General features: G+C 64.1%; 14 protein-coding genes. 8 read left to right on the top strand and 6 right to left on the bottom strand.

All coding sequences use genetic code 11. From position 1 onward, the window contains the following. The 4 genes from A2J01_RS17410 to hrcA form a co-directional block, all read right to left on the bottom strand. Positions 1-842, bottom strand: an 842-nt coding sequence (locus A2J01_RS17410) for an Ig-like domain-containing protein (RefSeq protein ID WP_231915813.1), incomplete at its 3' end; no start/stop codon positions are given. A gap of 141 nt (positions 843-983) precedes the next feature. Next, positions 984-1745, bottom strand: a complete 762-nt coding sequence (locus A2J01_RS17405; protein WP_003944495.1) for a 16S rRNA (uracil(1498)-N(3))-methyltransferase — start codon at positions 1743-1745, stop codon at positions 984-986. Between the two features lie 2 nt (positions 1746-1747). After that, on the bottom strand, positions 1748-2899 hold the full coding sequence (gene dnaJ, locus A2J01_RS17400; protein WP_003944460.1) for a molecular chaperone DnaJ: 1152 nt from the start codon (positions 2897-2899) through the stop codon (positions 1748-1750). 80 nt (positions 2900-2979) lie between these two features. Then, positions 2980-4023: a heat-inducible transcriptional repressor HrcA gene (hrcA, locus tag A2J01_RS17395; protein ID WP_003944583.1), complete on the bottom strand. Its 1044-nt coding sequence runs from the start codon at positions 4021-4023 to the stop codon at positions 2980-2982. 157 nt (positions 4024-4180) lie between these two features. On the opposite strand from hrcA, the gene A2J01_RS17390 reads away from it, so the two are divergent. Further along, positions 4181-4504 (top strand): type II toxin-antitoxin system VapB family antitoxin, encoded by a 324-nt coding sequence (locus A2J01_RS17390; RefSeq protein WP_003944521.1) that lies wholly within the window; start codon positions 4181-4183, stop codon positions 4502-4504. Positions 4505-4530: 26 nt separating this feature from the next. On the opposite strand, the gene A2J01_RS17385 is transcribed toward A2J01_RS17390, so the two are convergent. Together A2J01_RS17385 and hemW are read right to left on the bottom strand one after the other, a co-directional pair. Beyond that, the gene (locus tag A2J01_RS17385; RefSeq protein WP_064113188.1) at positions 4531-5151 is read right to left on the bottom strand and encodes a CG0192-related protein; all 621 of its coding nucleotides are present in this window, start codon (positions 5149-5151) and stop codon (positions 4531-4533) included. A 35-nt stretch (positions 5152-5186) separates the two neighbouring features. Continuing rightward, on the bottom strand, positions 5187-6413 hold the full coding sequence (hemW, locus tag A2J01_RS17380) for a radical SAM family heme chaperone HemW (RefSeq protein ID WP_042450186.1): 1227 nt from the start codon (positions 6411-6413) through the stop codon (positions 5187-5189). A 502-nt stretch (positions 6414-6915) separates the two neighbouring features. Between hemW and A2J01_RS17370 the strand changes: the two genes are divergently transcribed. From A2J01_RS17370 to A2J01_RS17340, 7 genes are all read left to right on the top strand, one after another. After that, positions 6916-8646 carry a nitrite/sulfite reductase gene (locus A2J01_RS17370; protein ID WP_042450188.1) on the top strand — a complete coding sequence of 577 codons (1731 nt, stop codon included), beginning with the start codon at positions 6916-6918 and terminating at the stop codon, positions 8644-8646. Next, on the top strand, positions 8643-9356 hold the full coding sequence (locus tag A2J01_RS17365) for a phosphoadenylyl-sulfate reductase (RefSeq protein ID WP_003944488.1): 714 nt from the start codon (positions 8643-8645) through the stop codon (positions 9354-9356). The genes A2J01_RS17370 and A2J01_RS17365 overlap by 4 nt, the downstream gene beginning before the upstream one ends. Next, positions 9353-10288: a sulfate adenylyltransferase subunit CysD gene (gene cysD / locus A2J01_RS17360; protein ID WP_007731054.1), complete on the top strand. Its 936-nt coding sequence runs from the start codon at positions 9353-9355 to the stop codon at positions 10286-10288. Before A2J01_RS17365 ends, cysD begins: the two co-directional genes overlap by 4 nt. After that, positions 10288-11574, top strand: coding sequence for a sulfate adenylyltransferase subunit 1 (locus tag A2J01_RS17355; RefSeq protein ID WP_058039406.1), 1287 nt, complete (start codon positions 10288-10290; stop codon positions 11572-11574). The genes cysD and A2J01_RS17355 overlap by 1 nt, the downstream gene beginning before the upstream one ends. Positions 11575-11578: 4 nt before the next feature. After that, positions 11579-12334, top strand: coding sequence for a sirohydrochlorin chelatase (locus A2J01_RS17350; protein ID WP_064113187.1), 756 nt, complete (start codon positions 11579-11581; stop codon positions 12332-12334). A 94-nt stretch (positions 12335-12428) separates the two neighbouring features. Then, positions 12429-13205 (top strand): DUF998 domain-containing protein, encoded by a 777-nt coding sequence (locus A2J01_RS17345; RefSeq protein WP_042450193.1) that lies wholly within the window; start codon positions 12429-12431, stop codon positions 13203-13205. Between the two features lie 55 nt (positions 13206-13260). Beyond that, positions 13261-14157, top strand: coding sequence for a universal stress protein (locus A2J01_RS17340; RefSeq protein WP_003944544.1), 897 nt, complete (start codon positions 13261-13263; stop codon positions 14155-14157). The last annotated feature ends 246 nt before the right edge of the window (positions 14158-14403 follow it).

The following is a 14403-nucleotide window of genomic DNA, read 5'->3' as shown; positions in this document are numbered from 1 at the left end:
GTCGTGCCGCCGATCGTCTCGGTGCCGCCCATTCCCATCGAGGTCGGCATTTCCTTGATCACCTGACCGTTTTCGTAGACGGTCACCATCTTGGTGTTGTCGTCGGCGACCGAGACGTGGGAGTCGCCGATCTTGAAGGACACGGTGTCGTCCTGCTGGCCGTACAGTCCGTTGCCGAGCTGCTTGCCGTAGATGTTCGCGTTCACCGAGACCGTCGTGCCTGGTGCGTAGTAGTTCTGCGGTCGCCAGTGAACGTTCTGACCGTCGACCCAGTACCACGATCCCTGTACGGGCGGATTGGTTGTGACCAGCAGAGACTTCTCGGCCGCGGCCTTGTCACCGATCAACTCGTCGAAATGAACGGCGACGACGGTGCCGACACCGTACGTGCCACCGTCCGATATCGAGGCGCCACCGGTGGTGTTGATGTACGCCCGGGTCTGGTTACTCGGCGCGACGGTGGTCAGCGTCGGGTTCTTGGTCGTGGCAACACCATTCGCGTCGACGGCGTCGACGACCAGCTTGTAGGTCTTGCCGTATCCGAGTGGTTCGCTCGGTTTCCAGGACGTCTTGTCCGGCGTGGTGATACCGGCGACTTCCTTACCCTCGGGGTTGGTCAGCGCGACGGTCGTCAGTGTTCCCTTCGCGACCTGGACCTCGATGGGGTCGAGTGGACTCACCGGAGTTCCGCCGTCCGCCGGGGTGACGGTGACGAGAGCCTCGCTGGTCGGGGTAGTGGTGACGGCGCTGCTGGAGGAACCCGTGTTGTCTCCGGTGGAGACCGTGCACCCCGCGACGAGCATCAACGCCGCCGCGGCACACACCGCTCCAACGATTCGCATATGCGCACGTGACAACATCTGGCCTCCTGAAATCCCCGAACCAACTCACGCCGAAGGCGACCCCCGACGTCCTTACGATAGTGCGCAAATCTGACACTTCGCTGAGCGCCGGATCCGATTCAGCTCGGGATCACAACAAGATCAGTGCAGTGGCCGTGGTCCCCAGCGATCGGTCAGCACTCCGATCGCGCCCAGAGCAACAGCCCCGGCGGTCGACGTGCGCAGGACCGTCGGGCCGAGAAGCACCGGAGTGGCCCCGGCCTCCGACAACGCGCTGATCTCCGAATCGTCGAGCCCACCTTCGGGACCGACAACCAGAAATACCTCGTCCGCGCTCGCCAGCGGCAAACCGGCCAACGGCGTCGTCGCCGATTCGTGAAGCACCGCAACCACAGCGCCACGGGCAACGGCGTCACGAACCAACGCGATCACCGCCGGCGTCTTGTGCAGTTCCGCAATTTCCGGGACGAACGCGCGTCTGGACTGCTTTGCCGCAGACACTGCCGCACTTCGCCAGCGTGCGACGCCCTTGGCGAGCTTGGGGCCCTCCCACTTGGCGACACAACGCAAGGACTGCCACGGGATCACCGCGTCGATCCCCGCCTCGGTCGCCAGTTCGACGGCCAACTCGGAACGCTCGGCCTTGGGAAGTGCCTGAACGAGGGTCACCAACGGCTTGGGCTGCTCGAGAACCTGAACGTCACTGACCAACAGTTCCAGGCGGTCCTTGCCGACGCTCGTCACCTCGGCGTCGGCTACCCGGCCTCGGCCGTCGGCCAACACCAATCGCTCACCGACGCCGATCCGGCGGACAGTGGCCGCGTGGCGACCCTCCTGTCCGTCCAGAACTGCGATTTCACCGACGCCGGGAACCGGGTCGAGAAAGAAGACCGTTGCGGCCACCGTCAGCGGCCGCTGAATGCTTCGCGAAGACGCGAGAACAATCCACCGCTGTTCTGCGAGGCCGTCGAGACAACCTCGGCCTCGTCACGATCGCGGAGCAGCTTGAATTCCTTGAGCAGCTTGGACTGCTTGTGATCGAGACGGCTCGGGATGACCACCTCGAGGTGAGCGTGCACGTCGCCGCGCACTCCCGACCGCAGTTTCGGCATGCCATGACCGCGAAGAACAGCAACGTGTCCGGGCTGGGTGCCTGGCTCGATGGTGATTTCCTTGGGGCCGTCGATGATGGTGTCGACGGTGACAGTCGTACCGAGCGCTGCGTCGACCATCGGAACGCGGATCGTGCAGTGCAGGTCTTCACCGTCTCGAACGAAGACGTCGTGCTGCTGCTCGACGATCTCGACGTAGAGGTCGCCGGGGTGTCCGCCGCCCGGGCCCACTTCACCCTGCGCGGTCAAACGGATGCGCATGCCACCGGCGACGCCCGCGGGAACCTTCACGGTGATGTCACGCTTGGCCCGAACTCGGCCGTCGCCGCCACACTTGTGGCAGGGATCCGGGATGGTCTCACCGGCACCGCGGCACGTCGGGCAGGGACGCGAGGTCATGACCTGACCGAGGAACGAGCGCTGGATGGACTGAACTTCGCCGGCACCGTTGCAGGTCTCACAGCGGACAGGCTTGGAGTCGCCGTTGGTTCCGGCTCCGGTGCAGCTGTCGCACAGAATGGCCGTCTCGACGGTCACGTGCTTGCTGACTCCCGTCGCACATTCTGCGAGGGTCAGCTTGGTGCGAAGCAACGAGTCGGCTCCGGGCTGAACGCGACCGCGCGGCCCACGACCTGCGCCGCCACCGCCGCCGAAGAATGCTTCGAAGACGTCGCCGAGGCCGCCGCCACCGAATCCGCCGCCGAAGCCACCACCGCCGCCACCACCAGACTCGAGCGGGTCTCCGCCGAGATCGACGATGCGACGCTTCTCCGGGTCGGTCAGGACCTCGTAGGCCGTCGAGATCTCCTTGAACTTGGCCTGCGCCGCCTCGTCAGGGTTGACGTCCGGGTGCAGTTCGCGTGCCAGCTTGCGGTAAGCGCGCTTGAGCTCCTGGTCTGTCGCGTTCTTGTCGACGCCGAGCAATCCGTAGTAATCCCGTGCCACGTTGAGTCTCTCGTCCTTCTCTTACTTCTAGGTTTTCCTCAGTCCTCGCGAGGAGGCGTGCCGACGAATGTCGACGTCCGTCATCGCTCGGAGAGAACTTCGCCGATGTATCTGGCAACGGCGGCAACCGATGCAATTGTTCCCGGATAGTCCATCCGAGTGGGTCCGAGCACACCGACACCACCGAAAACGGTACCGGCCGCGCCGTAGCCAGTCGAAATCACAGAGGTTCCGCGCATCTGTTCGACCTGCGTCTCTTCACCGATCTGAACGGTGACCGTGCCGGAGTTCTGCGTCGCAGCGAGCAGTTTGAGGACCACTACCTGCTCTTCCAGTGCTTCGAGCACAGCGCGCAGCGAACCGGGGAAGCCGGCCAGACCGGAGAAATCGGCGGCGTTGCGCGTGAGATTCGAGGTTCCGCCCAGAACGAGACGATCTTCCGGATGTTCGACCAGGGTCTCGACCAGAACCGTTGCCGAGCGGATCACGGCGTCGCGAAGGTCGGCCGGAGACTCGTCGGCCAGTTCCGCCACGGCAATCGACGCGGCGGCCAGGCGCTTGCCTTCCAGTGCTCCGCCGAGAAGCGTGCGCAACCGGGAAAGGTCTTCGTCTTCGAGGACGTCTCCGAGTTCGACGATTCGCTGATCGACGCGGCCGGAATCGGTGATGAGAACGAGAAGCAGGCGCGCCGGCGTCAACGCGACCACCTCGAGGTGGCGAACCGACGACGCGGACAGCGACGGGTACTGGACAACCGCGACCTGACGGGTCAGTTGCGCGAGCAGTCGCACACCGCGGCGCAGAACGTCGTCGAGATCGACACCCGACTCCAAGAACTCGAGGATCGCTCGACGCTCGGGCCCGGACATGGGCTTGACGTCGGCGATGCGATCGACGAATTCGCGGTATCCCTTGTCGGTGGGGACGCGGCCGGAACTGGTGTGCGGTTGGGCGATGTAGCCCTCGGCCTCGAGGAATGCCATGTCGTTGCGCACAGTGGCGCTCGACACTCCGAGGTTGTGACGCTCGACCAGTGCCTTGGATCCCACCGGGTCCTGGGTGGAGACGTAATCGGCCACGATTGCACGTAAGACCTCGAAACGCCTGTCGTCGGTACTCGACATCGTTGCCACCTCCGTTTCCTGAAAAGAACGAACACCGACATTTACACATCGGTTTCCACTGGCAGTCTAATCGCCCGAGCGCCAGAGACGGCTGTTGCCCTTACTGTGGAGTGAGATCGGCGAAAGGTCGATCGCACAACCATGGACAAGGCGGCACATGATCTTCAAAGGCGTGATGGACGGCAAACCGTATCCCGATCACGGACTGTCTCTACGCGACTGGTCGAAGTTCCCTCCACGTCAGGTTCGACTCGACGAGATCGTGACCACCACGAAGGTCCTCGAACTCGATCGCCTGCTGTCGGAGGACTCGACCTTCTACGGCGATCTGTTCCCGCACGCAGTGCAGTGGCGCGGCACTCTCTACCTCGAGGACGGTCTGCACCGAGCGGTTCGTTCGGCCCTGCGAAACCGCGTCGTGCTGCACGCGCGTGTCTTCGACTTCGACGCGATGCCCGGTGTCATCGAGGGAGTCCGCTGACGCTCACGCGACTCGGGTACCGAGACTCAACCGACGAACGCGAGCAGTGCGGGATTCGTCTGCCCCGGCCAGGTTCCGGTGAGCGTTGCCGAGCCTGACACTCGATCTGCGTCGATCACTCTCACCACGGTCAATTCCAGATCTCCCGCGCTGATGGTCGTGTCGGTGCCGACTGTCGAGCAGGTCACGGATTCGACTGCCGGTGCGGAAGCGCGGGCCGTACCGCTGCCTACTACGTGAGCCGTCACGGGGATGTGATCGGCGGTGTCCGCAAAGACCAGTTCGACTCCGGCCCCACCCGTCAGAATCGCGGTCGCCACCGCGCTGACGTAGACCGGATCACAGCATGCGTCGTACACCCACCGTTCGCCGAGTACCGAATGATCCATGGTCGCGATCAGCGCGGTCTCCGCCCCGTCCAGCGGAGCACCACGATAAGTGAGCGGGACCTGAAGAATTCGACCGTCGGCAGAGCGCATCAGGTGCGTCTCGATTCCGACCTCGCCGTCCGGGTCGTCGAAACGATAGGCGTCGACGCGTTCGAGCGTCGAACAGTCGACCGACCCGAGCCACGGCTGCTTGGGCACCCACGCTCGGAGCAGGTCGTTCTTGGACGGATTCAGCTGCGCACGATGAATGATGGCCACCACGGCCACATTACGCGGCGAAGGATGGTTGCGCGTCAGGTCAGGATCGTGCGAATCACCGCATCAGCGAGCAGGCGACCACGGTCGGTGAGAACCACGTGATCGTTCTCGATCACGGCCAACCCGTCGACTACCACCTGTTCGGCCGAAAGACGTTCGGATGCAGACAGTTCCGACAACGGAAGTCCCGTACGCAACCGTGCGGTCAGCATGACTCGCTCCATGTGTTCGTCCTCGGCGGTCAGTTCTTCGCTGCCGCCGACGGGAAGTTCGCCGAGCGCCAACTGTTCCGCGTACCGCGCCGGGTGCTTGACGTTCCACCACCGCACTCCGCCGACGTGGCTGTGCGCGCCCGGACCGGCACCCCACCAGTCACCGCCGTCCCAGTAGCCGAGGTTGTGACGACACCGGGTGTCACCGGAGTCCGCGGTTTCCGCCTTTGCCCAGTTGGAGACCTCGTACCACCGCAAGCCTGCCTCGGACAGGCGTGAATCGATTCGTTCGTACCGCGAGGCCAGCACATCGTCGTCCGGGGCGGGCAGCTCGCCGCGCCTGACCTTGCGAGCCATGGCGGTGCCGTCCTCGACGATCAACGCGTAGGCCGAGACGTGATCGACATCGGCGGAGAGAACCGCATCGAGAGAGGCGTCCAGATCTTGATCGCGCTCCCCTGGCGTTCCATAGATCAAATCCAAGTTCACGTGCGAAAAACCAGCTGCGCGAGCCTCTTTCGCGGCAGCGACGGCGCGACCGGGAGTGTGGGTGCGGTCGAGGATCTTCAGAACGTGCTGGGCGGCCGACTGCATGCCGAGGGAAATCCGGGTGAATCCCGCACTGCGGAGAGCACCGAAGAACTCCGGCGACGTCGATTCGGGGTTCGATTCCGTGGTCACTTCGGCGCCGGACGCCAAGCCGAAGCTGCTCCGCACCGCCGACAGCACGTCGGACAATCCGTCGCCACCGAGCAGCGACGGCGTTCCACCGCCCACGAACACCGTCTCCGCCGCCGGGGCGCCCGTCATCTCGGCCGCGAGATCGAGTTCGCGCCGCAGACCCTCCAGCCACGACTGCGGCGACGCCGAGGTTCCGAGCTCACCGGCCGTGTAGGTGTTGAAATCGCAGTACCCACACCTGGTGGCACAGAACGGGACGTGGATGTAGATCCCGAACGGCCGTTTCCCGACACCCTCGAGCGATCGCGCGGGCAAGGCGAAGGGCGTCGCCTCGCTCTGTCGAGTGGGAGTCGTGCTGGTGGCATTCACACCTCCAGTGTCCCAGCATCCGGAACGCACACCTATTCAGCCTGCGATGCAGGTCGGCGTATGGCTTGAACTCGATATTTCCCCCGTTTTTCGTGGAAATATGCGCCCGAGTCGGAATTATCGAGTTGACGTGGCACAATAGTCCGCATGACCGGACTCGGAGTGCGACTTGTGGCGCGTCGCCATGTCGACTTCAAGCGTGTGTGCAGCTCGTCGTGTCTGCACCTGTGTAGCTGTTGATCTTTCACTGATCTTCCAGCCTTTCCCGCTCATCTCCATCTGCTTCACCGAAACACTCTCTGCAGAGACATGCCTTTTCAGGGACGCAGCTTCTCCAGCTGTTCGTTTTCGTGAGCACACCTGCCGGCCGCGAGCTTTCCGAGACCGAGGACAGCCCCCTCGATTTCCGACACGGACCGGTGCGTCCCGATCAGACACCGCCACAGTTCATCGATAGTGCGTGCCGCGTGCCGATCAACCGCCCAGATCCAGGAGTTCATCGATGACGTCGACAACCGACGCCGCCACACCCGCCGATTCGGCAGCAGCTGCCGAAGCCCGGCCTGCACGCGCTGCGCGTCCCGCCAAGCGTCGCGCCGAAGGTCAGTGGGCCCTCGGTTACCGCGAGCCTCTCAACGCCAACGAGCAGGCCAAGAAGGACGACAACCCGCTCAACGTTCGGGCCCGCATCGAGAACATCTACTCCAAGCAGGGCTTCGACAGCATCGACAAGGGCGACCTTCGCGGCCGCTTCCGCTGGTGGGGTCTCTACACCCAGCGCGAAGAAGGCTACGACGGCACCTTCACCGGCGACGAGAACATCGACCTGCTCGAGGCCAAGTACTTCATGATGCGCGTGCGTTGCGACGCCGGCGCTCTGAACGTCGAGCAGCTGCGCACCATCGCCGGTATCTCGAAGGAATTCGGCCGGAACACCGCCGACCTGTCGGACCGTGAGAACGTTCAGTTCCACTGGATCGAAGTCGAGAACGTCCCGGAGATCTGGAAGCGCCTCGAAGCCGTCGGGCTCAAGACCACCGAAGCGTGCGGTGACTGCCCTCGCGTCGTCCTCGGTTCTCCCCTGGCCGGCGAATCGCTCGACGAGGTCCTCGATCCCACCCCGGCGATCGACGAGATCGTGCGCCGCTACATCGGCGACCCCAAGTACTCCAACCTGCCGCGCAAGTTCAAGACCGCTATCTCCGGTCAGCAGGATGTTGTTCACGAGATCAACGACATCGCCTTCATCGGCGTGAACCACCCCGAGCACGGCCCGGGCCTCGACCTCTGGGTCGGCGGCGGACTGTCCACCAACCCGATGCTGGCGCAGCGCGTCGGCGCCTGGATTCCGCTCGACGAGGTCCCCGATGTCTGGGAGGGCGTCGTCTCGATCTTCCGTGACTACGGCTACCGCCGTCTGCGCGCGAAGGCCAGGCTCAAGTTCCTCGTCAAGGACTGGGGTATCGAGAAGTTCCGCGAGGTTCTCGAGACCGAGTACCTGAAGCGTCCGCTCATCGACGGCCCCGCGCCCGAGAAGCCCAAGCGCCCGATCGATCACGTCGGCATCCAGAAGACCCGCAACGGCCACAACGCAGTCGGTTTCGCTCCGATCGCCGGCCGCGTCTCGGGAGACATCCTGGCTCAGGTCGCCGACGCCGCGGAGAAGGCCGGCAGCGACCGGATCCGCTTCACTCCGTACCAGAAGCTGATCATCCTCGACGTCGCCGACGAGACGCTCGAGCCGCTCATCGCCGATCTCGACGCGCTGGGTCTTCCCGCCCGACCGTCTCACTGGCGCAAGAACCTGATGGCCTGCTCCGGCATCGAGTTCTGCAAGCTCTCGTTCGCCGAGACCCGCAAGCGTTCGCAGGTGCTCGTGCCCGAACTCGAGCAGCGTCTCGCCGACATCAACAGCCAACTCGACGTGCCGATCACCATCAACATCAACGGTTGCCCCAACTCCTGCGCTCGCTCGCAGATCGCCGACATCGGCTTCAAGGGCCAGCTCGTCGACGACGGTGAGGGGAATCAAGTCGAGGGTTTCCAGGTTCACCTGGGAGGCAGCCTCGGATTCGACAGCGCCTTCGGACGCAAGCTGCGCCAGCACAAGGTCACCAGCGTCGAGATGGGTGACTACATCGACCGCGTCGTACGTCAGTTCGTCAAGAACCGCAACGAAGGTGAACGGTTCGCCGAATGGGCAGTGCGCGCAGACGAAGGAGATTTGCGATGACAGTGGACATTTCGCGAGCAACTGCCGACGAGCTTCGGTCCATCGCCGAGCGCGGTGCAGTAGAACTCGACGGAGCCGGCGCACAGGAACTGTTGCAGTGGACCGAGGACACGTTCGGCGACTCGTACATCGTGGCGTCGAACATGCAGGACGGGGTGTTGGTTCACCTTGCCGCACAGGTGCATCCGGGCGTCGACGTACTCTTCCTCGACACCGGCTACCACTTCCCCGAAACCATCGGCACGCGTGACGCGGTCGAGCAGGTGTACGGCGTCAACGTCATCAACGCTCGTGCGCTGGCAAGCGTCGCCGAGCAGGATGTCGCCGAGGGCAAGGATCTGTTCGCCCGTGATCCCAACCGCTGCTGCGCACTACGCAAAGTCGCGCCGCTCAAGCAGACACTGTCCGGCTACAGCGCGTGGGTGACCGGCATCCGCCGCGTCGAAGCGCCCACCCGCGCCAACGCTCCCCTGATCTCCTTCGACGAAGCCTTCGGACTCGTGAAGATCAACCCGATCGCTCCCTGGTCGGACGAGGAGATGCAGAACTACATCGACACCAATTCCATCCTCGTCAATCCCCTTGTCGACGAGGGATATCCGTCCATCGGCTGCGCACCCTGCACCAGCAAGCCAGCCCCCGGCAGCGATCCGCGTAGCGGTCGTTGGGCCGGTGCCTCCAAGACAGAATGCGGGTTGCACGCATCATGACAGTTGACTTGACACCTTCACGGCCTCAGCTCGACGGCACACAGTTCGATACTCTCGACGCCCTCGAGTCCGAAGCGATCCACATCTTCCGAGAGGTGGCCGGCGAATTCGAACGCCCGGTCATTCTCTTCTCGGGCGGTAAGGACTCCACCGTGCTGCTGCACCTGGCGATCAAGGCCTTCTGGCCTGCGCCGTTGCCGTTCACCCTGCTGCATGTCGACACCGGCCACAACCTGCAGGAAGTCCTCGACTTCCGCGACCACGTGGTGGCCAAGTACAACCTGCGCCTGCACGTGGCCAGCGTCGAGGAGTACATCGCGGACGGCCGCCTCACCGAGCGTCCCGACGGTATCCGCAATCCTCTGCAGACCGTGCCGTTGCTGGACGCGATCTCGGAGAATCGCTTCGACGCCGTCTTCGGTGGCGCTCGTCGCGACGAGGAGCGGGCACGCGCCAAGGAGCGGATCTTCTCACTGCGCAACGCTTTCGGCCAGTGGGATCCCAAGAAGCAGCGCCCGGAGCTGTGGAACCTCTACAACGGTCGCCACTCCCCCGGCGAGCAGGTGCGCGTCTTCCCGCTCAGCAACTTCACCGAACTGGACATCTGGCGTTACATCGCCCGCGACAACGTCGAACTCGCCAGCATCTACTACGCCCACCAGCGTCCGGTGTACCAGCGCGACGGCATGTGGATGACCCCCGGAGTCTGGGGTGGGCCGGCTGACGGCGAAGAGCTGCAGACCCTTTCGGTGCGATACCGCACCGTCGGCGACGGTTCGACCACCGGTGCTGTTCTCTCCGATGCGGCTGACAACGAAGCGATCCTCGCCGAGGTTGCGGCATCACGTTTGACCGAGCGCGGCGCGACCCGTGGCGACGACCGAGTTTCCGAAGCGGCCATGGAAGACCGCAAGCGAGAGGGCTACTTCTGATGAGCGATCTGCTCAGACTGGCAACTGCCGGCAGCGTCGACGACGGAAAGTCCACCCTCGTGGGCCGCCTGTTGTACGACACGAAATCCGTTCTCGCCGACCAGATCGACGCCGTGACCCGTGCGTCGGTGGACCGCGGTCTCGACACCCCTGACCTCTCGCTCCTGGTGGACGGACTGCGCGCCGAGCGTGAGCAGGGCATCACGATCGACGTGGCGTACCGCTACTTCGCGACCCCCAAGCGCACCTTCGTGCTTGCCGATACACCGGGCCACGTGCAGTACACCCGCAACACCGTCTCCGGTGCCTCGACGGCTCAGCTCGTGATCCTGCTGGTCGATGCTCGCAAGGGCGTCATCGCGCAGACTCGCAGGCACGCAGCGGTTCTCGCGTTGCTCGGTGTCCCGAAGCTCGTTCTCGCCGTGAACAAGATCGACCTCGTCGAGAACCCCGAAGAGGTCTTCACCTCGATCTCCGCCGAGTTCAACGAACTCACCAGCTCACTGGGCTGGGCAAGCGAAGACGTCGTCGAGATCCCGGTGTCGGCACTGCACGGTGACAACGTCGCCATCCGCTCCGACAAGACCCCGTACTACACCGGCCCCACGCTGATCGAGCACCTCGAGTCGATTCCGGTCGACGCCGAGCCACATCGCGTCGGTCTGCGTTTCCCGGTGCAGTACGTGATCCGCCCCCGCACCGCAGAGTTCCTCGACTACCGCGGCTACGCCGGTCAGGTCGCTGCAGGTTCCGTCGTGCCCGGCGACGAAGTGGTGATCCTGCCCTCGGGTACGCGCACCACCGTCACACGTATCGACACGGCCGACGGCGAACTGGACGTCGCCCACGCCGGACGCAGCGTCACGCTGATCCTGGCCGACGACGTCGACGTCTCTCGCGGCGACACCATCGCATCGCCGTCCGACGCACCCGAGCCGATCGGCGAATTCGACGCCACTGTCTGCTGGCTGGCCGAGAAGTCGCTGCGCCCCGGTGCGCGTCTGCTGCTCAAGCACGGCACGCGAACGACGCAGGCCATCGTGGGCAGCTTGGTGGAACGCTTCAACGAGCAGGACCTCACCACGGATCAGGGCCCGGAAACGCTCGAGCTCAACGAGATCGGCAAGATCTCCATCCGGGTGGCCGAGCCGATCGTGGCTGACGACTACGCCGTCAACCGCCACACCGGCAGCTTCCTGCTGATCGATCCCGCTGGTGGAAACACTCTCGCAGCCGGCCTGGTGGGCGACGTCATTTCCGCTGTCGAATTGGGCGAGCGCGTCTAAGTCGATGGTTCCGCTCATCGCTGTTGCGCACGGCAGCCGTGATCCCCGCTCTGCTCGGGTGATCGCGGCTGCTGTGACAGCTCTTCGTGAAGTCCGGCCAGACCTCGATGTCCGGCTGGCGTTTCTCGACCTCAATGCACCGTCCATCGATCAGGTCCTGGACGGAGTTGCACACGACGGCCACACTCACGCCGTTGTTGTTCCGATGCTGCTGGGCAATGCCTTCCACGCCCGGGTAGATCTGCCCGGACTCTTGGCCGCTGCCGCGACACGCCACCCCCAGTTGACCGTGTTCCAAGCAGACGTACTGGGTCGCGATGCTCGGCTGATCGAGGCAGTACGCGAGCGAATTCTCGAAGCGGGTGCCCGGCCGGACGATCCGTCGGTCGGTGTCGCTCTTGCGGCAGTCGGCTCGTCCGATGCGCGCGCCAATGCCGCGACCGCAGAATTGGCGTCCACTCTCCTCGGCGGAACCAACTGGTCGGGCGTTCGAATCTGTTTCGCGACATCCGCGGAACCGACAGTTGCCCAGGCGATCTCCGCACTCGAGCAGGACGGCGCCGAACGTGTTGTCGTCGCACCGTGGTTCTTGGCTCCCGGCCTACTGACCGATCGACTCAGCGCTGCCGCAGCAACTGTATGTCCGCGCGCGCGTTTCGCCGACACGATCGGTGGGCACTCTCTACTGATCGAAACGATGATCGACCGTTACCGACAAGTCGCTGATGCACTACCCGACCGTCTGGTCCGCTCCGCCTGATCCGGTTTCACAGGCCGTTATCAGATTGTTACCGTAGTGTTGGATCTTTCCAGCTCGCGAAGGTACCTCCTTCGCCTGCGAAACAGATCTTTGGGTGCAATCCCCTCAGAGCGCCGCGAGAGGGAACACCATCACTCACAATCTTCGCCTCGGCACAGCCGGCATCGCATGGGTCCTGTCGGTGCTCTACCTGCTTGTCGAAATCTTCACAGCCGGAGCATGGAAGACGCCGTACAGCTTCGCGCGCGACTCCATCAGTTCGCTGGGTGTGACGACATGCAGCGTGGATTCGTGTTCGCCGATGCACGACGTGATGAACGCGGCCTTCATGATCCTCGGTGCGCTCACCATCCTCGGTGCAGCCTTGCTGCACAAGTACATTCCGGACGGTCGTGCGAAGAAGTGGATTCTCGGTCTTGCCGTCGTCGTTGCATTGAGCACCGCGGCCACCGGCCTCTTCCCGGCGAACGACGGGACCTTCGTTCATTGGACCGCCGTACTTCCCGGCTTCGTCGCACGTCATGCCGTTCTCGTCCTCATGGCAATTCAATTCTGGAAGCACAGCAAATGGATCGCAGTGTGGTCAGGGCTGTGCGCGGCTACCGGAATCGTCGGTGCCGTACTGCTTCTCGGACGAACCCTCACTTTCGGCCTTGGTGAACGCCTGACGCTGTACCCGCTGCCTATGTGGATGGCCGTCACCGGCGTCGCAGCCCTGCTTGCGTTGATGCGCCGAACCGTGTTGAAGAACGTGGAACTGACACTGTCCGGTAACGGATTCATCACCGCTCTGTTGTCGTTGCGCCCGCGTCGATCTCGCGCGGCTGTGCCTACCGACGTTCTCGCACCGCGGAAGCTGACGAGTTTGTAGCGAACCCGGGGTGACCAGGGACACACTGGTAGGGAGGCGACGCGAGGAGACTTCCATGACCAGTGCATCTGTTCGACACGGAATCGTGGCCGGTATCGACGGCTCGGCAAGCGCGGTCAACGCCGCGAGGTGGGCAGCTTCGGCTGCAAAGAGATTCGACGAACCACTTCGCCTGACCCACGTGCTGCCAGGACAACCCGAGTCCGGTGGCGGTACCAACGTCACCGACGAAGAGATGTTCGACCACCACCTTCGCGTCGAGGGTGCAAAACTGCTCGACGAGGCCGAGGACGCCATCCGCGATGATCACACCGACGTCACCGTCGAACGTGGCCTCGTGACCGGTACTCCCGCAACCACACTCGTCGAACTCTCGAAGTCGGCTCGCATCGTTGCACTGGGTCAGGCCGGCACCAGCGAAATGCAGTCCGTGTTTCTCGGATCCGACACCATTCGGGTGGTCAACCGCGCGCACTGTCCCGTGGCCGTATTCCGCGGTACGGGTGATCACGCGATGGCCGACACCAGGCCCATCGTCGTCGGCGTCGACGGGAGCAAGCTCAGCGAACTCGCCGTCGCGCATGCCTTCGAATTTGCCGCGTTCCTCGGCGCACCTTTGGTTGCGGTCCACACGTGGAACGAGCACGCCTCGCTGGGCGGGTATTCCGAGGCCAGGCGCTTCGTCGACTGGGGACCGTACGAACAGCATGAGCATGCACTGCTGTCCGAGTGCCTCGCCGGCTGGACGGAGAAGTACCCCGACGTCGAGGTCACCCGCAGTGTCCAGCGCAGCGGACCGATGAAGGCACTGCTCGAGCACTCCGCGGAAGCGCAACTCGTAGTCGTCGGTAGCCACGGCCGCAGCCCGTTCATGGCGTCGATAGTCGGTTCGACCAGTCAGAGCCTCATCCACCACGCCCAATGCCCGGTCCTCGTCTGCCGAGAGGGCTGAACTCGTCTCGCTATTGCCCGGCCCCCAACTCTGAGCGAACGGCACTTTCGGCGCCATCAGGAGGCCGAAAGTGCCGTTCGCTCAAACAGGAGTGGGGGTACAACAGGTCAAACAGGGCGAGCGGGTCATACCTGGCCGACCACGCTCACCGTGACCGGCTCCTGCACCGGCGTCGACACCGGGGTCTCCGGCAGATCCGGCACCCGGGTAGCACGCGCGTACACCGTCTCCCCCGCCTCGAGGTGC

It is taken from the genome of Rhodococcus sp. EPR-134 (genome assembly GCF_001647205.1).
In the GTDB taxonomy this organism is placed as follows: Bacteria; Actinomycetota; Actinomycetes; order Mycobacteriales; family Mycobacteriaceae; genus Rhodococcus_F; species Rhodococcus_F qingshengii.
Note: the sequence above shows the minus strand (reverse complement) of the source record. Positions and strands in the feature narration are given on the sequence as shown.

What these genes read in the sequence shown, in the direction of transcription:
- hrcA (WP_003944583.1), bottom strand. Translation starts at nt 4,023, where the DNA reads ATGTCGAGTACCGACGACAGGCGTTTCGAGGTCTTACGTGCAATCGTG.
- A2J01_RS17390 (WP_003944521.1), top strand. Translation starts at nt 4,181, where the DNA reads ATGATCTTCAAAGGCGTGATGGACGGCAAACCGTATCCCGATCACGGA.
- A2J01_RS17370 (WP_042450188.1), top strand. Translation starts at nt 6,916, where the DNA reads ATGACGTCGACAACCGACGCCGCCACACCCGCCGATTCGGCAGCAGCT.
- A2J01_RS17365 (WP_003944488.1), top strand. Translation starts at nt 8,643, where the DNA reads ATGACAGTGGACATTTCGCGAGCAACTGCCGACGAGCTTCGGTCCATC.
- cysD (WP_007731054.1), top strand. Translation starts at nt 9,353, where the DNA reads ATGACAGTTGACTTGACACCTTCACGGCCTCAGCTCGACGGCACACAG.
- A2J01_RS17355 (WP_058039406.1), top strand. Translation starts at nt 10,288, where the DNA reads ATGAGCGATCTGCTCAGACTGGCAACTGCCGGCAGCGTCGACGACGGA.
- A2J01_RS17350 (WP_064113187.1), top strand. Translation starts at nt 11,579, where the DNA reads ATGGTTCCGCTCATCGCTGTTGCGCACGGCAGCCGTGATCCCCGCTCT.
- A2J01_RS17340 (WP_003944544.1), top strand. Translation starts at nt 13,261, where the DNA reads ATGACCAGTGCATCTGTTCGACACGGAATCGTGGCCGGTATCGACGGC.